Below are 21,133 nucleotides of genomic sequence, written 5' to 3' on the forward strand. Positions count from 1 at the left end.
CAACGAGGCATTCGCCTCCCAGGGCATTGCCGTGCTGCGCGAACTCGGCATCGCCGAGGATGCGGCGCATGTGAACCCGAATGGCGGGGCCATTGCACTGGGCCATCCGCTTGGCATGTCGGGTGCCCGCATCGCCGGCACCGCGGCGCTGGAGCTCGGCCTGCGCGGCGGCAAGCTCGCGCTTGCGACCATGTGCATCGGCGTCGGGCAAGGCATCGCGGTCGCGCTCGAAAGAGCCTGACCATGCTTCGCGAGTCGAAAATGAAAACGCCCGGCATTGCCGGGCGTTTGTTGCAAGCCAATCAGGCGCGGGCCGCCGACAGTGATCGCTATGCCGGCCAAGTTGATGCGCGAGCCATCGACCATCGATTCGGGCAGGCGATGGGCGAGACAATCCTGTTGATGATGCGCATTAGATACGCCCGTCCCGGAAGCGGATAGGGCGTTTCCTCGAGCACGCCTTGAATTGATCAGGTCTTTTGCCCCGTGCAGGAACAAAAACTGGACGTTCCCCAGTCGCTGCACCAGGAAATCCCTGTAACTCCGGTTCAGGACCGAGCAGGCGATCACGGCCGGCTGCCCCGTTTCTGCGGTTGCCAGCACGACGCCGTCACGTGCCGTGTGCAGGAACTTGTTCGAATGCCAGGTGGCAGCGAGCTTGCCGGCTTCTGCCTCGCCGTCGCCGATGACGCAGGCGACGACGAGATCGGGATTGTCGAAAGCAGCACCGTACTGATGGCCTCTCGCACGTTCGCCGGGGCGACATCGAAGCCGTTGATACTGCCGCGCCATCGTCCGCCCTGAGCCGAGTGGACAGGATTTTCGCCGCCTGTCTTGCCCGCCCCGTTCGAACCGAGCTGTGCAAAGATACTGCCGCGTGCCACGTCGAAGTCCACGCCGCGCAACACATGCAGTTCGTACGACTTCTCCAAGCCCCGCACGCGAATTGACTGCTGTGTCATCGACCCTCGGATGGGCGAAACTACCGCACTCCCACGCCTGAACGGATCCCAAACTCATGCGGCGCGGGCTGCAAGTAGAGCGTGGAGGGCTTCTGGCTTTAGGTGCGTATACCGCTTCAGCATCTTCCAGTCCTTGTGGCCGGTAACGAGTGCAACTTGCTCGATTGTGAATCCGGCCTCGAAAAGTCGGCTTGTGCCTTCGTGTCGCAAGTCGTGGAAGTGAAGGTCGTGGATACTCAGGTCGGCGCATCCGCGACGAAAAGCTGTGCCGACTGATCTGCCATTGAATGGGAAAATCCGATCATCGTTGTTACTTCGGCAGGCGCGCTGCTCCTCCACGATGGCCCATGCGTCGTATCCGCATGCAGCGAAAAGCGGAATGCGCTGGTTGTTTCCCTGCTTGTTTCGGGGATCCTTCCGGTCACGGATGAGAAGCATCCGGGTGCGACATTCCAGATCCGACCAACGCACCGTGCAGATTTCCTCTTGGCGCATTGCGGTAGCAACAGCGAAGCGGATGATCCGGCCAATTGGCGCAATCTGGCGCGGGTTTGCGTCGAAATGCGAGATCAACCGGTCGAGTTCATCTTGGGTCGGACGACGGTCGCGCTCCTGCCCTTTGCCAACCAGACCTAGCTGTTTCAAAGCAATGCGGGCGAGGTCTACGGCCTCGATTGTAACGGGTAGGCCGTGAACTGCGGCCGCGTGAGACAGAATGAGCTTGATAGTGCCAATGTCGATGCCGAGGGTAGCAGGGCCTGCACCTTTTGCCGCTCGATCGCGGCCGAACCGAATGAGCCGCTCGCGATCGAGCGCCGCCATGTTGCACTTTCCAAGCTGACGCTTCAGCATATCCAGAGTCGCAGCTTTCGAGCGTCGAGGGGTCTTGCCGACGTCACACATGTCGTCGATATGAAGGTCGATGAGATCGCCGAAGGTTTTGAGGCGCGCGATGCGCGAGTGATTTGGCGTTTCGCCACGATCGATCTGGCGCTCCGCCTCAAGGGCCCAGCGTCGGGCATCGTCTCGCCGCAAGAAGGTCTCGCTGACGTAACGGCCTTTGCGACGAACTTGAACGCGCCAGGAGCCGGAATGGAGTTTTGTGAAACTGGCCATTTTTCGTGTGCGCTCCGTGTGCACTCAGCCGTCGAACGGTGGCGAAAAGCGTCGCAATGTGGCGTAAATTCGTGTGCACTCGGTGCGACCTAACTAATTGAGACTACTAAAAAAATGATGGAATATCAAGAACATAGACTGGCCATTGCGCCCATGATGGATTGGACGGATCGGCATTGCCGGTTCTTCCATCGCCAGCTGACGCGCAAGGCGCTGCTCTACACCGAGATGGTGGTGGCGGATGCCGTCATCCATGGCGCGCGTGATCGGCTGCTCGGTTTCGACGCTTCCGAGCATCCGCTAGCGCTGCAGCTCGGCGGGTCGGATCCGGTCAAGCTTGCTGAGGCCGCGCGCATCGGCGAGGCGTTCGGCTATGACGAGATAAACCTCAATGTCGGCTGCCCCTCGGACCGCGTGCAGTCGGGGACCTTTGGCGCCTGCCTGATGAAGACGCCCGGCCTCGTCGCCGAAGGCGTCGCGGCGATGAAGGACGCGGTGAAGATACCGGTCACGGTAAAGTGCCGTATCGGCGTCGACGACCAGGACCCTGAGCCGGCGCTCGACGTGCTTGCCGATGGCGTGTTCGCCGCCGGGGCCGATGCGTTGTGGGTGCACGCGCGCAAGGCCTGGCTCGAAGGGCTGAGTCCCAAGGAAAACCGCGACATCCCGCCGCTCGATTACGGGCGCGTCTATCGCCTGAAGGCCCGGATGCCCGAGCGGTTCGTCGGCATCAACGGTGGCATCCTGACGCTCGAGGAAACGCGCGTGCATCTCTTCCATGTCGACGGCGTGATGCTCGGCCGCGCCGCCTACCACACGCCAGGCGTTCTGACCGGCGTCGATGCGTTGTTGCAGGACCTGTCTGCGCAGAGCTTCGACTTTGCCGCGCTGATCGAGGTCATGGCCGACTATGCCGGCAGGCATATCGCCGCCGGTGGCCGCCTCGGCCATGTCAGCCGCCACATGGTCGGGCTGTTCCATGGTCTGGCCGGCGCCCGACGCTATCGCCAGATCCTGTCGACCGACGCCAACAAACCAGGTGCCGGACCGCAGGTGCTGCGCGACGCGTTCGCCGCCGTCGACCTGACGAGCCGCAGCGAAGCAGCGTAGGCCTGAAAGTCGGGAAACGGGGTGGACTGATAGCGGCCAGGCGTGAATCGCGCTTGGCCGCAGCCAATCTGACATTTGCGATCAGCCCTGGTTTCGTCAGTTCGCCGGGCTGCGAACGATGAAATTCATGGCGAGCACACCTTGTCGAGACGCTGGCTGACCACCTCGCCGAATACGACGCCTCGCGCTCCAACGAAGCGGGGCGGGCTGGCCTCGCCATCGGCTTTGTGTGATCATTTGACCGGGAGCATTTTCGAGGAGGGCGGTTTCATGTGCCGATTGCTGCGTCGGGCCATCGCGCATGGGGACCGCGTTTGATGGAAACGCCGCAACTGCCGGCCTTGCGCTCCTATCACTCATGGATCGCCAACGAGACACTGGAAGATTACTCGCTGCGTTACGCCGCCAGGTCGTTTCGCCGCTGGTCGCCATTCGTCATCGCCAACACCGCGCTCGGCGGCATCTCGTTTCTCGCCCTTGAGGCCATCGGCGGCGCGATAACGCTCAGCTACGGCTTCGCCAATGCCTTTCCGGCGATCCTTGTGACGTGCGTCTTCATTTTCCTGACAAGCCTGCCGATCGCCTATTATTCCAGCCGCTACAACATCGACATGGACCTTCTGACGCGAGGTGCCGGCTTTGGTTATGTCGGCTCCACCATCACCTCGCTGATCTACGCGACTTTCACCTTCATCTTCTTCGCCCTCGAGGGGGTGATCATGGCGCAGGCGCTCAATCTGTTTGCCGAGGTGCCGCTCGTGCTGGGCTATGTCATCTCTTCGGTGGTGATCATCCCGATCACTTTCATGGGCGTGACGCTGATCAGCAAGCTGCAGCTTCTGTCGCAGCCGATCTGGATCGCCATGCACCTGGCGCCATTCGCCTACATCCTGTTTGCCCATCCCGACACGCTGAACGAATGGGCGGCTTTCGTCGGCAGCGATGTCGTGGGCGAGGGGTTCAACTTCCTGGCATTCGGCTCGGCCATCGGCGTTTTGTGTGCGCTGTCGATCCAGATCGGCGAACAGGTCGATTATCTGCGCTTCCTGCCCGACAAGACGCGTGATAACCGCTTCCGCTGGTGGGCGGCGGTGATCGCCGCAGGCCCGGGCTGGATCGTCGTCGGCGGCTTCAAGATCCTGTGCGGGAGCCTGTTGGCGGTACTGGCGATCCAGGCCGGCCTGTCGCGCTCGACCGCGCTCGAACCCATCCACATGTACATCATAGCCTATGAGTATGTGAGCGCCGACCCGCGCGTCGTGCTCGCCCTGGCCGCGATCTTCGTGCTGATTTCCCAGGTCAAGATCAACGTCACCAACGCCTATGCAGGCTCGCTGGCATGGTCCAATTTCTTCTCGCGCGTCACCCACTACCACCCCGGCCGGGTGGTCTGGCTGGTGTTCAATATCCTGATCTCGCTGCTGCTGATGCTTCTGGGCATCTTCCAGACGCTTGAGCTGGTGCTGGCGGTCTATTCGATCATCGCCGCCGCCTGGATCGGCGCGATCTTCGCCGATCTCGCCATCCTCAAGCCGCTCAAGATCAGCCCGGCTTTCCCCGAATTCAAGCGTGCTTACCTCTACAACTTCAATCCCGTCGGCTGCGGCTCGATGGCATTGGCGTCGTTCGTCGCCTTGCTGTGCTTCTCGGGCATCTCAGGGGTCATGGCACAGGCCTATGCCGCCCCGATCGCATTTGTCACGGCACTCGGCAGCGCGGTCGCAATCGGGGTCGCGACCAAGGGGCGGTACTATCTGGCGCGCCAGCCTGTCGACCTGCCGGCAGCTCCATCGGACGCCAATCTGTGCGCCATCTGCGGCGTCACCTACGAAGGCTCCGACATGGTGCACTGCACTTTCTACGAGCAGCCGATCTGCTCGTTGTGCTGCAGCCTGGATTCGCATTGCCACGATGTCTGCAAGTCGCCGGTAGGTGTCCTCGAAACGTCACGGTCGCGCTATTTCGGGCGCGCGCTGCCGCACATACGCGACAAGATCGCGCCCCGCATGGGCCAGCGCCTGCTCAAGGTCGCGGGCGTGCTGTTCACCCTGGCGGTGATATCAGGCGGCGTGTTTCTGCTGACTTACCGGTTGATCGAACCGGGGTCGGAACAACCCCATCTGGCGAGCGGCCAGTTGCTCTTGCGTGTCTTCCTGGCGATGCTGCCGCTGCTGGGCATCGGCGCCTGGTGGATCGTGCTGTCGCAGGAAAGCCGCGAGCTCGCCGAGCGTGATCTCGTCGCGTCGCTGGAAAAGCTGCGGCAGACCCAAAGGGATCTGGCGAGCAACGAGCGCCTGGCTGCCATCGGCCAGATCACGGCGACCGTCAGCCACGAGCTGCGCAACCCGCTGGGCACGCTGGTGACGTCGGCTGATGTACTGCGTCGTTCGCTGAAGAATGCCGAAGAACCTGTGCATGGTGAACTGCAACGCTTGCAGCGCAACGCCTGGCGCTGCGTGCGGATCATCGAGGACCTGCTCGATTTCTCGCGTAAGCACGCTTTGATCGTCACGCCGATCCTGATCGACCGGTGGGTGGCCCAGCATGTCGCCGAACAGGATGCGACGCGGCCGATACAGCTGGAGCTTGCTGCCGGTTGTAAAGTATCGGCAGATGGCGAGAGGCTGCGCCAGGCTTTTTCCAACGTTCTGGCCAATGCCATCCAGGCTTGCGAGGCGGCGGATGATGCGGCGATCGTCGTATCGACCCGCTGCGAGGGCGACAACGCCATCATCTGCGTTGCCGACAATGGTGCTGGCATGTCGCGGGAGACGGCGGCGCGGGTGTTCGAACCGTTGTTCAGCACCAAGGCGTTTGGCGTCGGATTGGGCATGCCGCTGGTCAAACGCATCGTCGAGCAGCATGGCGGCTCGGTGCTGATCGATAGCGAGCAGGGCGCGGGCACGCGCGTGTCGATCGTGCTGCCGAGGGCAGGTGCTGGTTCGTCATGACCGACCAGACCGACCTGCAGACCGATTTCATCGGCGACGATGTTATCCCGCACGGAGCGGACCCGGTTGAGAAGAAGCGCGTCCTCATCGTCGACGACGACGAGGATTTTGCCGCGAGCCTGGCCGGATTGCTTGAACTCGAAGGCTATCAGCCAATCGTCGCGCATGATCCGTTGTCGGCCCAGCGCGCGCTGGCTTTGCACCAGCCGGCCGTTGCCCTTGTCGACGTGCGCTTGGGCGTGGGCAACGGTGTCGAACTGGTCCGCGCGTTTCGCCAGCAAAGCCCCGACCTCGTCTGCCTGATGGTCACCGCCTATGCCTCGGTCGAGACGGCGGTGGAGGCGTTGCAGGCCGGCGCCTATGACTATCTGTGCAAGCCATTCTACAGCGCCGACCTGCTGGCGACTCTGGAACGCTGCTTCGAGCGAACGCGCCTGATGGAGGAGAAGCGCCTGGTCGCCGAGCGGCTCGGGCAAATGCAGCGCATCGAGGCGATGGGACAGTTGACCGGTGGCATTGCGCACGACTTCAACAACATCCTCGCTGTCCTGCTCGGCAATCTGCGCTGGCTGCAGGAGCATGTGCGAACCGAGCCGCAACTGGCACAGATGGTCGACGATGCGCTGGAGGCGGTGAAGGCGGGTACGGACCTGACGACGCGGCTGCTCAATTTCGGCCGCCAGGGGGGCGGCGACACGGTCCGCGTCGATCTCGGCGAAGCGTTGCCGGACTTGATGCGGGTGTTGAGCCGGACGCTGGACGACAAGATCAGCCTTTCGCTGGAACTGGCCGACGACCTGCATGACGTCGAGGTTCATCCGACGCAACTGGAAACCAGCCTGCTCAACCTTGCGCTCAACGCGCGCGATGCGATGCCCGACGGCGGCAAGCTTAGGTTCGAGGCCTGCAACTTTGTCGTCAGGCCTGATGACGCGCGCGTCGCGTCGGGCCTGTTGCCTGGTCAGTACGTCGTCATTTCGGTGGTCGACACCGGGCACGGCATGCCGGTTGCGGTGCGCCGGCGGGCGCTGGAACCGTTATTCAGTACCAAGCCTGCGGGGAAAGGCAGCGGCCTTGGCCTGCCGATGGTCGATGGCTTCGTGCGCCAGTCAGGCGGCCGCCTCGGCATCTCCAGCAAGCCGGACGAGGGCACCCGGATCAACCTCTATTTGCCGCGTGCGCCTCAGTCCCGGCCCTGAGGGGCGAACATGTAGCCGACGCCGCGAATGGTCTTGATGAATTGCGTGTCACGGGCATTGTCGCGCAGCTTGCGGCGTATCTTGCCGATCAGCACATCGATGCTGCGGTCATAGGGTGTCCAGTTGCGGTTGGCGACGATATCCAGGATCTGCTCGCGCGACAGGATGCGGCCGCGCCGTTCGACCAGCGCCGACAGGATCTGGAATTCCTGGCTGGTCAGCCGCACGTTCTCGCCGTTCGGCGACGACAGCTTGTAGCGCGTTGCGTCCAGCATCCAGCCGTCGAAACATACCGCATTGGGACGATCCGCCGCCGCCGGTTCGGGCAGGTTGATGCGCTTGGCGAAGCGCCGCATCACCGTTCGTACCCGCGCCAGAAGCTCGCGCGGCTCGAACGGCTTGGTGACGTAGTCGTCGGCCCCCAGTTCGAGGCAGACAACCTTGTCGATCGTACTGTTCTTGCCCGACAGCATGATCAGCGGCAGGTCGTATTGGGAGCGCAGGTTGCGCGCCAGGGTGACGCCGTCCTCACCAGCGGGAAACCCGAGGTCAAGAATGACCAGATCGAACGGTTCGTCGGCAAGCGCGCGCCGCATCGAGCGCCCGTCATGGGCGATCGCCATGACGTAGCCCTCGCTTGCCAGGAACTTTTCGAGAAAGCTGCACAGCAGACGATCGTCATCGACAATGAGAATGCGTGATCTTGGGTCGGCAACTGACATGGTTGCTACGATAATCGCAATTCGCGGGTTCGGTCGAGGAGGGAAGATGGCCATTGGTCGCAACCGGCGTTGCTCGTACGCGCGCGGGCAGGGGCCGGCATCTGCCGCCTGCAGGTGAATCCGTCTAACAATCTGAAAGTTATATCTAAAATTTCGGGGTTGTTGCGTTTGACGGGCGCTGACACAAACCGTCTGGTTACAAAAAATTACATAGTGGGCCGCTTTCCGATGCATGGCGATTACAAGCCGCACCTAGCTTGGCCTCGCACGGCTGTGTCGGGTTGCATCGCGCTCTCGGCGCAAGGGCGAGGAAGGCGCGCAAGTCACACCTCCCAAAGCCGGCGATTGAGGAGGAACAGCCCAATGCCACAGACAGTATTTTCAGTCGATTTGAACAAAGCGCCGGAAGATCATGCCATCAAGACGCATAACCGGTGGCACCCTGATATTCCGATGGTGGATCACCTCAAGCCCGGGCACACCTATCGTGTCGAATGCCATGACTGGACGGGAGGCCAGATCGGCAACAACAACAGCGCCAACGACGTCCGCGACGTCGATCTGACGCGTGTCCATTATCTCAGCGGCCCGTTCGGCGTCGATGGCGCAGAACCCGGCGACCTGCTGGTTGTTGACATCCTCGACCTTGGCGCGAAACCGGATTCGGAATGGGGTTTCAACGGCCTGTTCGCCAAGGAGAACGGTGGCGGCTTCCTGACCGAGCATTACCCCGAAGCCAGCAAATCCTGCTGGGATTTCCATGGTATCTACACGACGTCGCGCCACATTCCAGGTGTGCGTTACCCCGGCATCATCCATCCCGGCCTGATCGGCTGCCTGCCGGACCACAAACTGCTTGCCGAAGCCAATCGTCGCGAAGCCGAGCTGGTGGCGACCGATCCAGGCCGCGTGCCGCCGCTGGCAGCTCTGCCTTATTCCGACACGGCGCTGATGGGGCAGATGAAGGGCGATGCGGCGCGGAAGGCCGCGGCTGAGGCCTGGCGCACGGTTCCGCCGCGCGAGCACGGCGGCAACTGCGACATCAAGAACCTGTCGCGCGGTTCAAAAGTCTACTTCCCGGTCTATGTGAAGGGCGGCGGACTCTCGATGGGCGACATTCACTTCTCCCAGGGCGATGGCGAAATCACCTTCTGCGGCGCCATCGAAATGGCCGGCTGGGTCGACATCAGCGTCGACGTCATCAAGGGCGGCATGGCGAAATACGGTGTCATCAACCCGATCTTCAAGCCAAGCCCGATCGACCCGCATTTTGACGACTATCTCATCTTCGAGGGCATCTCGGTCGATGAGCATACCGGCGAACAGTATTATCTCGACGCCCATGTCGCCTATCGCCGGGCCTGCCTCAACGCCATCGAGTACCTCAAGAAGTTCGGCTACTCCGGCGAGCAGGCCTACATGATCCTGGGCACGGCGCCTGTCGAGGGCCGCATTGCCGGCATCGTCGACATTCCCAATGTCTGCGCCACCTTGGCCATCCCGACGGCGATTTTTGATTTCGACATCAATCCCAACGCCCACGGACCCAAGAAGCAGGATTTCAAGGCCGACGTCGCCAAGACGAGCTGATCAGGCCGCAACAACAACAAACAAACCGCCGGTCGGGAGCGTGTCCCGACCGGCGTTGTCCTGGGAGGGGATTTCATGCTGCTCGGATTTGCCTTGCTCTACGTTGGTGCCGTCCTGTTCCTGAATGGGCTCTGGCTGCTCGGGAAGATCGAAGACCGCGAGATCGTCGTCATCAACGTCGTCTCCGGCATCGTAACGTTTTTCGCGTCGCTGGCCTGGGCGTTCGGGCCCAACGCTGACGCTGCCTCCATCAAGGGGGCTGCGCTGACGATCCTGTTTTCGACGACCTATTTTTGGGTGGCCTATAACAGGGTGGTGAAGGTGGACGGACGTGGCCTTGGCTGGTTCAGCCTGTTCGTCGCCATCACCACTATTCCCGTGGCGGTACAAGGACTTTCCACCGCCCAGACATCGACCGATTTCTGGCTGGCGTCCAACTGGGTGATCTGGGGCGTGCTGTGGTTCCTGTATTTCCTGCTTCTGGCATTGCAGCGGCCGATCCTGCGCCTGACGGCGATCGTCACACTGCTTGCGGGCATCGTCACCGGCTGGCTGCCGGGCTTCCTGCTGCTCGATGGTAAGCTCTGACGGCAGCGCAGGCCATCTGGCCAGGCGTGGGTAGCCAGGCCTGGCAATTTGCGAGCGGGCGAGCCCCTTCGCCCGCCACATTGTTTCACTTGATGTTTTGGGAGGCTGGCAATGCCGCTCTACAACTATGTTTGTGACGATTGCGGACCATTTGAAGAATGGGTGCCGATGCAGGACGCGCTCAGGGCCTGCGCGTGCCCGCAATGTGAGGAACAGAGCAGCCGGGATGTGGCAGCGCCGCGCCTGAGCCTGATGAATGGCAAGCTGCGCCGCGCACTGGCACGTTCAGAGGCAAGCGGCACCGAGCCGAAGGTGGTCAAGAAGGCGCATCTCAACGGCTGCGGCTGCGCGCTCTGCAAGATCGGCAACAAGCCGACCCCGACACGCAAGAAGTGGATGATCGGCCACTAGAATCGGCTAAGAGCAATTCTAGGAAAAGTGCGTAGCGGTTTTCCGTACGGAATTGCGCAAAAACAAGAAGATAGAGAGATTCCGCGATTCGAAGAAAAGCGGAAATACTCTAGTCGCGCAGGATCATCCTGTCGCCGCGCACGTCGAAGCCTGACAGCGAGCCGATGAAGTTCATGCCGAGCAGGCTTTGCTCGAGCCCCTTGTCGGCGACAAGCATCGGCAGGTTCTTGCGTTCGATGGCGCCGAGCTGGACGCTGGCGGCCGTGACCCGCGCCGCATGAGCAATACCGTTGGCGGTCGAGACCGGCACTGTGAAGCTCAGGCTTTCGAGATCGAAGCCGACGCGGCGGGCATCGGCCACGGTCAGCACGGTGGTGGTGGCGCCGGTATCGACCATGACCTCGATGGTCTGGCCGTTGACCTGCATGCGGGCGCCAAAATGCCCGTTGGTCAGCTTGTCGAGAGTGACAGTCGCGCGGCCATCGCCATCAAGGGCCGACATCGGGCTTCCAGGCACGAGCCCAGCGGTGACGCGGCTGGCGACATCCTGCAACTCGTAGCGATACTGAAAGCCCGCGACGAACACCAACACGATCACCACCCACAAGGCGACGCCGCGCACAGTGTCGCCGAGGCGCGTACCACGGCGGAGAACGCCGGCGCCGATGACCAGCAAGAGCGCGCCGGCGTAGATCAGCTGGCCGAAGCTGTCATTGTTGAGGCCAAGCGTTTCGCCGGACGAATGGTTGAACAGCAAAAGAAGCAGTCCGCCGCCCAGCACGGCGATGACGACCCAGTAAAGCCGGCTCATGTCTGTGGGGTATCCTCAGCTGGACGCATTTTCGCGCGACATGCGCGAACGGCGGGTCTCGCGGCGCGGCTTGCGCTCGATGGTGGCGAGGCGGGCAGGAAGGGTTGCCATCACGGCGCGGCGCGTTTCCGGCGTCATGTTGTACCAGGCGCCGACCTCGTCGCGGGTGCGGCCGCAGCCGAAGCAATAGCCGGTCGTATCGTCGATCGAGCACAGCATGATGCAAGGGGTTTCAATAGCGGTCATCACGTCGTCCATGCGGATATGCTTGCGCTGATACATACACTGCGCCAGCCACAGATGATGTAGCCTGCGCGTCATTGCAAGCGCTATCCCGCGACGTCACGTCTCGTCGTCTGGACGCCATCTCGCGATTGTTTTCGCGCGTTGAGGCAGCTATGCCGCGCATGACGATGACGAACTGCAGGCAACACCCATGACCAGCGCTTCCCCCTTTGACGACTTCCGCAACCTATTTGCGCATATGCCCGAAGGCGATGTCGCCCAGGCGGGCAAGGTGTGGGCGCTGTTTGCCAAGGCCGACAAGCCGAAAGGCTCGCTCGGCCGCATCGAGGATATCGCAGCCTGGCTGGCGCGCTGGACGGGCCGCGCGCCGCCCTCCGTGCTCAAGCCGATGGTTGCGATCTTTGCCGGGAATCACGGTGTCGCGGCGCAGGGCGTGTCGCCACGGGCGATGGAAGCCACGGCCCAGCGGGTCGAGCTGTGCGCCGCCGGCGGCGCTGCGATCAACCAGATTTGCCTTGCCAATGACCTTGGCCTGAAGGTGCTCGATCTGGCGCTGCACCTGCCGACATCAGACATCACCGTCGAGCCGGCGCTCGACGAGCGCGGCTGCGCCGCTACCATGGCTTTCGGCATGGAGGCCATTGCCGGCGGCAGCGACCTGTTCTGCATCGGCGACCTCGGTGTCGCCAACACGACCGTTGCCGCGGCCCTTTGCGCAGCACTGTTCGGCGGCAAGGGCGCCGACTGGGTTGGGCCAGGTTCTGGCGCCGACGCTGCGATGCAGGCCCGGAAGGCCGAGATCGTCGACCGTGCGCTGGCCCTGCATGGCCCTCATATCAAGGACCCGTTCGAAGCCTTGCGCCGGGTCGGCGGTCGCGAATTCGCGGCCATCGCCGGTGCTATCCTTGCCGCGCGCATGGAAAAGATTCCGGTGCTGCTCGACGGCTTTGCCACGACCGCCGCGGCCGCCGTGCTTTATGCCGTCGACCGCACGGCGCTTGACCATTGCATGTTCTCGCATGTCTCGACCGAGCCGGGCCACGCCCGCTTGCTGGCAAAGCTCGGCGCGCGGCCCTTGCTCGGGCTTGGCATCGATCACGGCGAGGCGGTTGGTGCGGGAATTGCCGCTGGGCTCGTCAAAACAGCGGCGCAGATCAGTTCGGGAATGGCAGCGGCGATCCGCTGACCAACACGGATACCCTAGCGGCCGCCGGCAGCGCTGCGCGCCAGCGAGGGCAGGTCGTCGATCACCCGCGCCGGCGGAAAGACCGCGATGGCCTCGGTGCCTTCGCGCAGCTTGGAGCGCAGTTCGAACTCACCGCCATGCAGCGCAAGCAGGCCCTGGACGATGGGCAGGCCCAGGCCGGTTCCCTGTTCGGCGCTCTTGATGGCGATCGAGCCCTGGCCGAAAGCCGACAGCACGACGGGGATTTCGTCGGCGGGAATGCCCGGACCCTTGTCTTTGACCGAGATGTACTGGCCGCCGCCGGCGGTCCAGCCGACGCGGACGCGGATTTCGCTGCCCGTCGGCGAAAACTTGATGGCGTTGGACAGAAGGTTGAGCGTGATCTGGCGGATGGCGCGCTCGTCGCCGAGAAGCCGTGGCAGCGACGGCTCGAACTGCTCGACGATCTTGAGATCCTTGTTGCGCGCCTTGAGCTCCATCATGTGGCAGCAATCCTCGACCACCTGGAGCAGCATCAACGGCTCTTCGTTGAGCTGGTAGCGGCCGGCCTCGATGCGCGACAGGTCGAGGATCTCGTTGATCAGGTCGAGCAGATGCTGACCGGACTGGTGGATGTCGCGGGAGTATTCGCGATAGGTCGGGCTGTTGATCGGGCCAAGCACCTCGCCGGCCATGACTTCGGAAAAGCCGAGGATGGCGTTGAGCGGGGTGCGCAGTTCGTGGCTCATGGTAGCCAGGAAGCGCGACTTGGCGAGATTGGCGTCTTCGGCGCGGCGCCGCGCCTCGTCGGACATCGACTTCGCCGTCTCCAGTTCGGCAATCAACGCGTCCATTTCGGAGCGGGCGGCCATCAACAGCAGCGCTGACCGCTTCTTGATCCCGGCGACAAGCGAAAAGAAGGGCAGGGCTGTGACCAGCAGCGCGACCATGACCATGCCAAGCGGCTCGGACAGCTTGACGCCGAAGGCGGCATAGGCGGCTACGGGGACGACGAAGGTCGCTGCCAGCGCGCCGCGCAGCGACGATGCAACGATCGCGGTGGCAGCCATGGCGATGAGCAGGAAAGCGCCTTTGACGATGGCCAGCAGGCCGGGTTCGCAGGCCGCACAGGTCATGGCGGCCAGATACGCCCAGGCGAGGCCAGTGACGAAATGGCCGATGAAGAAGTTGCGGCGGATGGCCGCAGGCGCTGCCTCATCGGCGCGGCGGGCAAGTAACGCCAGCCCGGCATAGCCCATCATCGCGACCAGCGACCATTTCAGGATGGCGTCGTCAGCGCCGAGCAGAAGGCCGATGCAGGCGAAGATGACGATCAGAAGCGGCAATGTCGCCGCATTGGCTCTGATTGAACGGGCATGCAGCTTCAGCAGTTCGCGGTCGAAAGCCAGTCCGCCTGGCTGCTGCGCCAGCTGATCGCGTGTCTTGCGCACAGCACGAGCGACATCGCTGTTGCGATGGCGTTTCCTGCGGTCCACAATGATCTTGTCCGCCGTGTTAGAGCGTTGCAACGGCATGTGATAATTCAGTTTTCGCGCGCGCTTATCTTCAAGCCAGCACGCTACGTCCGAATGATTAAGGGATTGTTTGCCATATGAGCCGTTCGTGGTCAGGCAGGCCGCGACGGCGGTATTTCAGGCGCCCGCGCAGCCGCTGGCGCAAGTTTCTCGACTATGCGCTGGCATCTGCCGTGCTCGGGCTGCTGATCCTCGTCTCGGCGCGGCTCGACAGGGTCGAAACGCGCAAGTCCGAAGGGATGGCTGTGGTCAACGACGGTGATTCGATCACCCTTGGCAGCGAGCGCGTTCGCCTGCGTGGCATCGACGCGCCGGAATACTCCCAGATTTGCAGGAAGGATGGCGCCGACTACCCCTGTGGCCGCCGGTCGCGCGAGGCGCTGTCGAAGCTTGTCGCCGGGCGCCAGGTGAGCTGCGCCGGCTGGGAGCGTGACAGATATCGCCGGTTGCTTGGCGAATGCACTGTAGCCGGCATCGATCTCAACAGTTCGCAGGTCGAAGCCGGCTGGGCGGTTGCTTATGGCGGCTACGAAGCCGAGGAAGTAGCGGCGCGCCGCGGCCGCAAGGGACTTTGGGCCGGCGACTTCGACCGTCCACGCGACTGGCGCAACATGCATGGCGACATGGCTGAAATCGAACATGGCAGCTATGGGCGCATACTCAACTGGCTGCGGGAAATCTTTCGTTTCTCGTAGCTTGCGGCCTATGGCTACAAAGTCGGTACAAGTCTGAGGAGGCAGAAATGAAGCTGTTTGACGGGGGACGGGCACCGAACCCAAGGCGCGTCCGGGTATTCCTTGCTGAAAAAGGCATCGATGTGCCGAAGGTTGCGGTCGACATGGGTGCGATGGAGCACAAGAAAACAGACGTTTCCTCGCGCAATCCACTGCAGCGCCTGCCGGTGCTGGAACTCGACGACGGCACTGTCCTCACCGAAACCGTCGCTATCTGCCGCTATTTCGAAGAACTCCAACCTGAGCCGGCCCTGTTTGGCCGCGGCGCGCTTGGCAAGGCGATGGTGGAGATGTGGCAGCGGCGGATCGAGCAAAACCTGTTCCAGCCGGTGGCATTCGCCTTCCGCCATATCCATCCGGCGATGCGGGAGTGGGAAATTCCGCAGGTGCCGGAATGGGGCGAGGTCAACAAGCCCAAGGCCATCGAGTTCCTGGCTTTGCTCGAAAAGGAACTCGTCGCGCGCGAATTCGCCGCCGGGGACGATTATTCCATCGCCGACATCACCGGGCTCTGCGCGCTCGACTTCATGAAGCCGGCGAAGATCGTGGTGCCGGATGAGTTTTCCAACGTGCGCCGCTGGCACCAGGCACTGGCCGCCCGCCCGAGCGCTGCCGCCTGATTATGTCGGCCGAACTCGACAGCCTCGTCGCGGAAATCAAGGCTTGTCGCATCTGTGTCGAACAGCCGGTTGGCAAGGCCTTGCCGCACGAGCCGCGGCCGGTGGTCGTGCCCTCGTCGACCGCGCGTATCCTGATTGCCGGCCAGGCGCCGGGCACCAAAGTGCATCTGAGCGGAGCGCCTTTCACCGATGCTTCAGGCGACCGCCTGCGTGATTGGCTCGGCGTGCCGTCGGAGACTTTCTACGATCCGGATGCCTTTGCCATCGTGCCGATGGGCTTCTGCTTCCCGGGGCAGGATGCCAAGGGCGGCGACCTGCCGCCGCGGCGAGAATGTGCGCTGGCCTGGCGTGGCCGGCTGATGCGGCTTATGCCGCAAATCGATCTCGTATTGACCATCGGTCAGTATGCGCAGCGCTGGCACATGGGCGTGGAGCGATCGGCATCGCTCACCGACACCGTCGCCGACTGGCGGTCGGTCTGGGCGCGTTCGTCCTCGCCGCATGTGCTGCCATTGCCGCATCCGTCATGGCGCAACACCGGCTGGATCAAACGAAATCCGTGGTTCGAAATGGAATTGCTGCCTTTTCTCAAGGCGGAAATCCAACGTCGCCTTTCCTAGGCGAAATGGAAATCGATACCGAAGATACAGGGTGTGCGGAGAATTCTTTTCTTGTATGATGGCCTAATTGACAGGATTATGGCGAACCTTTTCTAACGGAGCCTGCATATGGACCGCCTCGACCGGAAAATCCTTCGCCTCCTCCAGGAGGATGCGACCTTGGCCGTGGCCGACGTCGCCAAGAAAGTCGGCCTGTCCACCACCCCGTGCTGGCGCCGCATCCAGAAGCTAGAGGAAGAAGGCGTCATCAAGCGCCGCGTGGCGCTGCTCGACCCCGAGAAGATCAATGCGCGCGTGACGGTGTTCGTGGCGATCCGCACCAATTCGCACAGCCACGAATGGCTGCGTCGTTTCTCCGAGGTGATCCAGGAGTTCCAGGAGGTCATCGAGTTCTATCGCATGAGCGGCGACGTCGATTACCTCTTGCGCGTCGTCGTGCCCGACATTGCGGCCTATGACGCTTTCTACAAGCGGCTGATCGCCAAGATTGAGATCCGCGACGTGTCGTCATCCTTCGCCATGGAGCAGATCAAGTACACGACCGAAATGCCGCTCGACTACATGACCCTCGACAAGGAAAGCGGCGCGTCGGCGGCCTGATCAGAGCTTCTTCGCGTTCAATCGTTCGACTATCTTTGGATCGGTAAGTTCGCGCACGGCGTCCTTGCCGATCCATCTCGCCGTCTTGTCGTCGGAGGCGGCCAGTTTCTCCGCGAGCGCCAGGGCGGGCACGTGGAGGACAGGTGAACGCTTGCCGACCTGTCTGAGCGCCCAGTTGACCGCCTTCTTGACGAAGTTCCTGTCGTCGCGGGCGTGTGTATCGACAAGCCTGAGCCAGGCGATGAAGGTTTCGTCCGGCTCCTTCTTCAGATGTACCGCGGCGGTGGCCATCGTCGCGAAGGCCGTGCGGCGAACGAACTCACGCTCATCCTCAGCGTAGGCAGCGATGATCTCGTCGGCGAGCTGCGCATCGCAGATGAGGTGAGCCGCGTGATCGACGATCTCCCAGCTGTCGAACTCGGCGGCCATGGCGTCGACCTGCGAGCGGGTCACTTTTGCCGGTTCGTCGGTTGCCGTCGCCAGAATGCGGGCTTCGCGAATGCCTGTGGCCCATAGCGCCAGAGCCCGGGCGTGGTCGCGCTTGACCAGCCGCACGATGGGATTGATCACGGCATTCGGGATACCAAGCGCCCTGTCGGTGGCGATGCCGAAGCGGGCCATGCCGGCCCGGTTCTCCTCCGAGGCCAATGTGCGCAGATGAGCGATGATTTCATCGACCGTAGATGCCGACGACAGCGCCATGGCGCCGCTCTATTTCTCAAGGCGGGCGAGCAGGGACGAGGTGTCCCAGCGCTTGCCGCCCATGCCCTGCACGTCCTTGTAGAATTGATCGACAAGGGCGGTCACCGGCAGCTTGGCGCCGTTGCGGTCGGCCTCTTCAAGGCAGATGCCGAGATCCTTGCGCATCCAGTCGACGGCGAAGCCGAAATCATAATTGCCGGCGTTCATGGTCTTGTGGCGGTTTTCCATCTGCCAGGAACCGGCGGCACCCTTGGAGATGACGTCGACGACCTTTTCGATGTCCAGGCCTGCCTTCTTGCCGAAGTGAATGCCCTCGGCGAGGCCCTGGACGAGGCCGGCGATGCAAATCTGGTTGATCATCTTGGTCAACTGGCCAGCACCCGCGGGGCCCATCAGGCCGACCATGCGGGCAAAGGAGTCGATCACCGGCCGGGCGCGTTCGAAAGGCTCCTGCTCGCCGCCGACCATGACCGTGAGGACGCCGTTTTCGGCACCGGCCTGGCCACCGGAGACTGGAGCGTCGAGAAAATGGAAGCCGCCGGCCTTGGCTGCGGCATCAAGCTCACGCGCCACTTCGGCTGAGGCGGTGGTGTTGTCGACGAAGATGGCACCCTTCATCATCGAGCCGAATGCGCCCTTGGCGCCTATCGTGACTTCGCGCAAATCGTCGTCATTGCCGACGCAGGCGAAGACGAAATCCTTGCCTTCGGCGGCTTCAGCTGGCGTCGACGCGAAAGCACCGCCATGCTGGGCTGCCCATTTCTCTGCTTTCGCGGTGGTGCGGTTGTAGACGGTGACGTCGTGCCCACCCTTGTTCTTGAGATGTCCGGCCATGGGGTAGCCCATGACGCCAAGACCAAGGAACGCGACCGATGCCATGGCTCACCCTTTCGAAGTGCAAAATGCTCTGGTGTCCGTGGTCTATGCGATGGAACGGATTCGTCAAGACGATCGTGCTTGGGCCAGGCCTGATCAGCGGTGCAGGTGGCGTGTGATGCGCCTTTCGATCCAGTCCACCAGATGGCGCAAGGTTTCGACCAGCGACAGATAGAGCAGGGCCGCCCAGAGATAGGTCTGGAAGTCGAAGGTGCGCGAGAAGGCGCGGCGTGTCTCGCCCATCAGGTCATAGACGGTGATGATGGCGACGATGGCTGAGCCCTTGATCATCAGGATGATTTCATTGCCGTATGGCCTGAGCGCCACGATCAATGCCTGCGGCAGGATGACCTTGTAAAGCGTCTGGAGCTTGGACAGGCCCAGCGCAGAAGCAGCCTCCCACTGGCCCTTGCCGACGCTTTCGATCGCCCCGCGCAGGATTTCGGCCTGATAGGCGGCGGTGTTGAGGGCGAAGGCAAAGACCGCGCAATACCAGGCCTCGCGGAAGAAGCCCCACAGGCCGACAGCCTCGAGTTGCGGCCGGAACGAGCCGAAGCCGTAATAGATCAGGAAGGTCTGGGCGAGCAGCGGCGTGCCGCGGAAGAAATAGACATAGCCGTAGGAAATCGCGTTCAGCACGCGGTTCTTCGACATGCGGGCGTAGCAGATCGGTACCGACAGGATGGCGCCGAGGATGATCGAGATCGCCACCAGCACCAGCGTCACGCGCAGGCCAGACAAGTAGGACGGCGCATATTTCGCGAAAAGTTCGGGATTCCAAGCGCTGAACAGATAGGTGACAAGGCCCGCGCCGAGGGCGATCCAGATGCAGACGAAGACCCAGCCCATGATGCGCTGGCGCGACCATCCGCGCGGCGGCGCCGGCGGGCGCTGGATTTTTGCCGTGTCGCTGGCGGCGCTCATCGCTGTGCCTCCCGCTTGCCGACCCAGCGCTCGATGGCGTGGATGCCGAAGGATGAGATGATGGCGAGCGCAAGGTAGATCAGGCAGGCAACGCCGAAAAACATGAATGCGTGCTTGGTGACGCGGGCAGCGATGCTGCTCTGGCGCACGATGTCGGTCAGGCCAACGGCCGAGACAAGGGCGGTGTCCTTGAGCAGGATAAGCCACAGATTGGACAGGCCGGGCAGGGCGATGCGGACAAGCTGCGGCAGGATCACCAGCCGCATCGTCTGGCGCGGCGACAGGCCGACGGAAAAGCCGCCTTCATACTGGCCACGCGGGATGGCTCGGAAGGCGGAGAGGAAAACTTCGCTGGCGTAGGACGAGAAGACGACGCCGAGGGCGATCATGCCGGCGACGAAGCTGTTGATCTCGACGACGGCCTCCGGCCGTACCAGCCGCACCGCCTGCTGGATGCCGATCTGCGCGCCGTAGAACACCAAAAACAGGGTCAGCAGTTCGGGCAGGCCGCGGAAGATGGTGGTGTAGATGTTGCCGGCAAGCCGCATGGAGGCTTCGCTGGACTGCTTGGCGAGTGCCACCAGAAAGCCGATCAGCAGGCCCAGCGGCAGTGTCACCAGGGCAAGCGAAACAGTGACGAGCACGCCATAGGCAATGTCGTCACCCCATCCCTCAGGCCCGAAACTCAGAAGCGCCCACACGCTTTGCATCGGTATGCTGCCCCCATTGGCCTCCCTTTGCAGGAGTGCCGCCGTCTTCGATGACGGCTTGTCGTTGTCTTATGTTAGCCAAACGGCGGGAACTTGTCCCGCCGCTTGTTCAGTTTTCACAGCATTGACGTCTCAGCTGCCGTAGGCGTCGAACTTGAAGTACTTGTCGTTGATTTCCTTGTACTTCCCGTTGGCGCGGATGGCTTCGATGGCTGCGGAGAACTGATCCGCGAGCGCATCGCCCTTGCGCACGCCGACACCGGCGCCGTCGCCGTGGATCTCAGGCATGTTCGGGATCGTGCCGACGATCTTGCAGCATGCGCCGTCCGGCGTCTCCAGCCAGGCACCCATGGTCACTGCGTCGTCGCCGACAGCGTCGAGACGACCGTTCGCCATGTCGAGCTTGTACTCTTCGGCGGTCGGGTACGACTTGATCTCGCTGTCGGTGAAAACCTTCTCGGCGTAGTTGTAATGGATGGTCGAACCTTGGACGCCGATCTTCTTGCCGGCGAGGTCTTCCTTGGTCACGCCCTTGATGTCGCTGTCCTTGGCGGCGGCGATCACGGCCGGGGTGTTGATGTATTTCTTGGAGAAGTCGATCTTCTCCTTGCGCTCGGGCGTGATCGACATCTGGGCGATGATGGCGTCGAACTTGCCGGCCTGGAGCGCGGGGATCATGCCGTCCCATTCCTGGGCAACGATTTCGCACTTGGCCTTCATCTCTTCGCAAAGCGCGTTGGCGATGTCGACGTCGAAGCCGACGAGCTTACCGTCGGAGGTCAGGCTGTTGTAGGGAGGGTATGCGCCTTCAGTGGCGATCTTGATTGTCTTTTCCTGCGCCTGCGCCATACCGATGGTGAGCGCCAGGGCTGCGGTCGCAGCCAGGGCAATACGCTTGGAAATACCCATGATGTTCCTCTCTTTTCGCTTCGGCCGGTTCC

At 62.5% G+C, this 21,133-nt stretch carries 22 protein-coding genes and 2 pseudogenes; 13 read left to right on the forward strand and 11 right to left on the reverse strand.

The genetic code is table 11. The annotated features are described in order from the left end of the window. Window positions 1-241 (forward strand): annotated as a pseudogene (locus IHE39_RS22140) (3-oxoadipyl-CoA thiolase); the annotation flags it as partial. Window positions 242-243: 2 nt separating this feature from the next. Then, entirely contained in the window at window positions 244-441 is a 198-nt protein-coding gene (locus IHE39_RS22145) for a hypothetical protein (RefSeq protein WP_192567986.1), read from the forward strand. A gap of 155 nt (window positions 442-596) precedes the next feature. Here IHE39_RS22145 and IHE39_RS22150 read toward each other — a convergent pair. Both IHE39_RS22150 and IHE39_RS22155 read right to left on the reverse strand, forming a co-directional pair. Then, a pseudogene (locus IHE39_RS22150) lies at window positions 597-738 on the reverse strand (phosphoketolase family protein); the annotation flags it as partial. Between the two features lie 278 nt (window positions 739-1,016). After that, window positions 1,017-2,078 (reverse strand): tyrosine-type recombinase/integrase, encoded by a 1,062-nt coding sequence (locus IHE39_RS22155; RefSeq protein WP_192567987.1) that lies wholly within the window; start codon window positions 2,076-2,078, stop codon window positions 1,017-1,019. Between the two features lie 114 nt (window positions 2,079-2,192). On the opposite strand from IHE39_RS22155, the gene dusA reads away from it, so the two are divergent. The 3 genes from dusA (at window position 2,193) to IHE39_RS22170 (ending at window position 7,338) form a co-directional block, all read left to right on the forward strand. After that, window positions 2,193-3,188 carry a tRNA dihydrouridine(20/20a) synthase DusA gene (gene dusA, locus IHE39_RS22160; RefSeq protein ID WP_192567988.1) on the forward strand — a complete coding sequence of 332 codons (996 nt, stop codon included), beginning with the start codon at window positions 2,193-2,195 and terminating at the stop codon, window positions 3,186-3,188. Between the two features lie 317 nt (window positions 3,189-3,505). Continuing rightward, a complete protein-coding gene (locus IHE39_RS22165; protein ID WP_192567989.1) occupies window positions 3,506-6,139 on the forward strand; it encodes an ATP-binding protein in 2,634 nt (877 codons plus the stop codon). After that, window positions 6,136-7,338, forward strand: a complete 1,203-nt coding sequence (locus tag IHE39_RS22170) for a sensor histidine kinase (RefSeq protein WP_192567990.1) — start codon at window positions 6,136-6,138, stop codon at window positions 7,336-7,338. The genes IHE39_RS22165 and IHE39_RS22170 overlap by 4 nt, the downstream gene beginning before the upstream one ends. Here IHE39_RS22170 and IHE39_RS22175 read toward each other — a convergent pair. Next, window positions 7,323-8,060: a response regulator gene (locus IHE39_RS22175; RefSeq protein ID WP_192567991.1), complete on the reverse strand. Its 738-nt coding sequence runs from the start codon at window positions 8,058-8,060 to the stop codon at window positions 7,323-7,325. The genes IHE39_RS22170 and IHE39_RS22175 overlap by 16 nt on opposite strands. A gap of 363 nt (window positions 8,061-8,423) precedes the next feature. Here IHE39_RS22175 and fmdA point away from each other — a divergent pair, with 363 nt between their 5' ends. The 3 genes from fmdA to IHE39_RS22190 all read left to right on the forward strand — a co-directional run bounded on the left by fmdA (window position 8,424) and on the right by IHE39_RS22190 (window position 10,649). Next, complete coding sequence (fmdA, locus tag IHE39_RS22180) at window positions 8,424-9,650, forward strand: formamidase (RefSeq protein WP_184767504.1); 1,227 nt, start codon at window positions 8,424-8,426, stop codon at window positions 9,648-9,650. Between the two features lie 75 nt (window positions 9,651-9,725). Continuing rightward, window positions 9,726-10,238 carry an AmiS/UreI family transporter gene (locus IHE39_RS22185; RefSeq protein WP_192567992.1) on the forward strand — a complete coding sequence of 171 codons (513 nt, stop codon included), beginning with the start codon at window positions 9,726-9,728 and terminating at the stop codon, window positions 10,236-10,238. A gap of 111 nt (window positions 10,239-10,349) precedes the next feature. Further along, a complete protein-coding gene (locus IHE39_RS22190) occupies window positions 10,350-10,649 on the forward strand; it encodes an FmdB family zinc ribbon protein (protein WP_184767506.1) in 300 nt (99 codons plus the stop codon). 109 nt (window positions 10,650-10,758) lie between these two features. Here the strand turns inward: IHE39_RS22190 and IHE39_RS22195 are convergent, their stop codons facing one another. Both IHE39_RS22195 and IHE39_RS22200 read right to left on the reverse strand, forming a co-directional pair. Continuing rightward, window positions 10,759-11,460 carry a TIGR02281 family clan AA aspartic protease gene (locus IHE39_RS22195; protein ID WP_192567993.1) on the reverse strand — a complete coding sequence of 234 codons (702 nt, stop codon included), beginning with the start codon at window positions 11,458-11,460 and terminating at the stop codon, window positions 10,759-10,761. 15 nt (window positions 11,461-11,475) lie between these two features. Then, entirely contained in the window at window positions 11,476-11,706 is a 231-nt protein-coding gene (locus tag IHE39_RS22200) for a DUF1289 domain-containing protein (protein WP_184767883.1), read from the reverse strand. A gap of 190 nt (window positions 11,707-11,896) precedes the next feature. On the opposite strand from IHE39_RS22200, the gene IHE39_RS22205 reads away from it, so the two are divergent. Further along, window positions 11,897-12,892: a nicotinate-nucleotide--dimethylbenzimidazole phosphoribosyltransferase gene (locus IHE39_RS22205; RefSeq protein ID WP_184767508.1), complete on the forward strand. Its 996-nt coding sequence runs from the start codon at window positions 11,897-11,899 to the stop codon at window positions 12,890-12,892. A gap of 14 nt (window positions 12,893-12,906) precedes the next feature. On the opposite strand, the gene IHE39_RS22210 is transcribed toward IHE39_RS22205, so the two are convergent. Further along, a complete protein-coding gene (locus IHE39_RS22210) occupies window positions 12,907-14,406 on the reverse strand; it encodes a sensor histidine kinase (RefSeq protein WP_192567994.1) in 1,500 nt (499 codons plus the stop codon). Window positions 14,407-14,483: 77 nt separating this feature from the next. On the opposite strand from IHE39_RS22210, the gene IHE39_RS22215 reads away from it, so the two are divergent. The 4 genes from IHE39_RS22215 (at window position 14,484) to IHE39_RS22230 (ending at window position 16,980) form a co-directional block, all read left to right on the forward strand. Then, window positions 14,484-15,101, forward strand: coding sequence for a thermonuclease family protein (locus IHE39_RS22215; protein WP_192567995.1), 618 nt, complete (start codon window positions 14,484-14,486; stop codon window positions 15,099-15,101). A gap of 47 nt (window positions 15,102-15,148) precedes the next feature. Continuing rightward, window positions 15,149-15,760, forward strand: coding sequence for a glutathione S-transferase (locus IHE39_RS22220; protein WP_192567996.1), 612 nt, complete (start codon window positions 15,149-15,151; stop codon window positions 15,758-15,760). A gap of 2 nt (window positions 15,761-15,762) precedes the next feature. Further along, window positions 15,763-16,380, forward strand: a complete 618-nt coding sequence (locus tag IHE39_RS22225) for a uracil-DNA glycosylase family protein (protein WP_192567997.1) — start codon at window positions 15,763-15,765, stop codon at window positions 16,378-16,380. Between the two features lie 108 nt (window positions 16,381-16,488). Further along, entirely contained in the window at window positions 16,489-16,980 is a 492-nt protein-coding gene (locus IHE39_RS22230; protein ID WP_184767513.1) for an Lrp/AsnC family transcriptional regulator, read from the forward strand. Here the strand turns inward: IHE39_RS22230 and IHE39_RS22235 are convergent, their stop codons facing one another. The 5 genes from IHE39_RS22235 to IHE39_RS22255 all read right to left on the reverse strand — a co-directional run bounded on the left by IHE39_RS22235 (window position 16,981) and on the right by IHE39_RS22255 (window position 21,101). Further along, window positions 16,981-17,682 (reverse strand): DNA alkylation repair protein, encoded by a 702-nt coding sequence (locus IHE39_RS22235; protein ID WP_192567998.1) that lies wholly within the window; start codon window positions 17,680-17,682, stop codon window positions 16,981-16,983. Window positions 17,683-17,691: 9 nt separating this feature from the next. After that, window positions 17,692-18,561, reverse strand: coding sequence for an NAD(P)-dependent oxidoreductase (locus IHE39_RS22240; protein WP_192567999.1), 870 nt, complete (start codon window positions 18,559-18,561; stop codon window positions 17,692-17,694). Between the two features lie 93 nt (window positions 18,562-18,654). Continuing rightward, window positions 18,655-19,482 carry an ABC transporter permease gene (locus tag IHE39_RS22245; RefSeq protein WP_192568000.1) on the reverse strand — a complete coding sequence of 276 codons (828 nt, stop codon included), beginning with the start codon at window positions 19,480-19,482 and terminating at the stop codon, window positions 18,655-18,657. Then, the gene (locus IHE39_RS22250) at window positions 19,479-20,192 is read right to left on the reverse strand and encodes an ABC transporter permease (RefSeq protein ID WP_184767517.1); all 714 of its coding nucleotides are present in this window, start codon (window positions 20,190-20,192) and stop codon (window positions 19,479-19,481) included. Before IHE39_RS22250 ends, IHE39_RS22245 begins: the two co-directional genes overlap by 4 nt. Before the next feature lie 132 nt (window positions 20,193-20,324). Next, window positions 20,325-21,101, reverse strand: coding sequence for a transporter substrate-binding domain-containing protein (locus tag IHE39_RS22255; protein WP_184767518.1), 777 nt, complete (start codon window positions 21,099-21,101; stop codon window positions 20,325-20,327). Window positions 21,102-21,133: the final 32 nt, after the last annotated feature.

It is taken from the genome of Aminobacter carboxidus (assembly GCF_014863355.1).
In the GTDB taxonomy this organism is placed as follows: Bacteria; Pseudomonadota; Alphaproteobacteria; order Rhizobiales; family Rhizobiaceae; genus Aminobacter; species Aminobacter carboxidus.

What these genes read in the sequence shown, in the direction of transcription:
- IHE39_RS22145 (WP_192567986.1), top strand. Translation starts at nt 244, where the DNA reads ATGCTTCGCGAGTCGAAAATGAAAACGCCCGGCATTGCCGGGCGTTTG.
- IHE39_RS22155 (WP_192567987.1), bottom strand. Translation starts at nt 2,078, where the DNA reads ATGGCCAGTTTCACAAAACTCCATTCCGGCTCCTGGCGCGTTCAAGTT.
- dusA (WP_192567988.1), top strand. Translation starts at nt 2,193, where the DNA reads ATGATGGAATATCAAGAACATAGACTGGCCATTGCGCCCATGATGGAT.
- IHE39_RS22165 (WP_192567989.1), top strand. Translation starts at nt 3,506, where the DNA reads ATGGAAACGCCGCAACTGCCGGCCTTGCGCTCCTATCACTCATGGATC.
- IHE39_RS22170 (WP_192567990.1), top strand. Translation starts at nt 6,136, where the DNA reads ATGACCGACCAGACCGACCTGCAGACCGATTTCATCGGCGACGATGTT.
- IHE39_RS22175 (WP_192567991.1), bottom strand. Translation starts at nt 8,060, where the DNA reads ATGTCAGTTGCCGACCCAAGATCACGCATTCTCATTGTCGATGACGAT.
- fmdA (WP_184767504.1), top strand. Translation starts at nt 8,424, where the DNA reads ATGCCACAGACAGTATTTTCAGTCGATTTGAACAAAGCGCCGGAAGAT.
- IHE39_RS22185 (WP_192567992.1), top strand. Translation starts at nt 9,726, where the DNA reads ATGCTGCTCGGATTTGCCTTGCTCTACGTTGGTGCCGTCCTGTTCCTG.
- IHE39_RS22190 (WP_184767506.1), top strand. Translation starts at nt 10,350, where the DNA reads ATGCCGCTCTACAACTATGTTTGTGACGATTGCGGACCATTTGAAGAA.
- IHE39_RS22195 (WP_192567993.1), bottom strand. Translation starts at nt 11,460, where the DNA reads ATGAGCCGGCTTTACTGGGTCGTCATCGCCGTGCTGGGCGGCGGACTG.
- IHE39_RS22200 (WP_184767883.1), bottom strand. Translation starts at nt 11,706, where the DNA reads ATGACCGCTATTGAAACCCCTTGCATCATGCTGTGCTCGATCGACGAT.
- IHE39_RS22205 (WP_184767508.1), top strand. Translation starts at nt 11,897, where the DNA reads ATGACCAGCGCTTCCCCCTTTGACGACTTCCGCAACCTATTTGCGCAT.
- IHE39_RS22210 (WP_192567994.1), bottom strand. Translation starts at nt 14,406, where the DNA reads ATGCCGTTGCAACGCTCTAACACGGCGGACAAGATCATTGTGGACCGC.
- IHE39_RS22215 (WP_192567995.1), top strand. Translation starts at nt 14,484, where the DNA reads ATGAGCCGTTCGTGGTCAGGCAGGCCGCGACGGCGGTATTTCAGGCGC.
- IHE39_RS22220 (WP_192567996.1), top strand. Translation starts at nt 15,149, where the DNA reads ATGAAGCTGTTTGACGGGGGACGGGCACCGAACCCAAGGCGCGTCCGG.
- IHE39_RS22225 (WP_192567997.1), top strand. Translation starts at nt 15,763, where the DNA reads ATGTCGGCCGAACTCGACAGCCTCGTCGCGGAAATCAAGGCTTGTCGC.
- IHE39_RS22230 (WP_184767513.1), top strand. Translation starts at nt 16,489, where the DNA reads ATGGACCGCCTCGACCGGAAAATCCTTCGCCTCCTCCAGGAGGATGCG.
- IHE39_RS22235 (WP_192567998.1), bottom strand. Translation starts at nt 17,682, where the DNA reads ATGGCGCTGTCGTCGGCATCTACGGTCGATGAAATCATCGCTCATCTG.
- IHE39_RS22240 (WP_192567999.1), bottom strand. Translation starts at nt 18,561, where the DNA reads ATGGCATCGGTCGCGTTCCTTGGTCTTGGCGTCATGGGCTACCCCATG.
- IHE39_RS22245 (WP_192568000.1), bottom strand. Translation starts at nt 19,482, where the DNA reads ATGAGCGCCGCCAGCGACACGGCAAAAATCCAGCGCCCGCCGGCGCCG.
- IHE39_RS22250 (WP_184767517.1), bottom strand. Translation starts at nt 20,192, where the DNA reads ATGCAAAGCGTGTGGGCGCTTCTGAGTTTCGGGCCTGAGGGATGGGGT.
- IHE39_RS22255 (WP_184767518.1), bottom strand. Translation starts at nt 21,101, where the DNA reads ATGGGTATTTCCAAGCGTATTGCCCTGGCTGCGACCGCAGCCCTGGCG.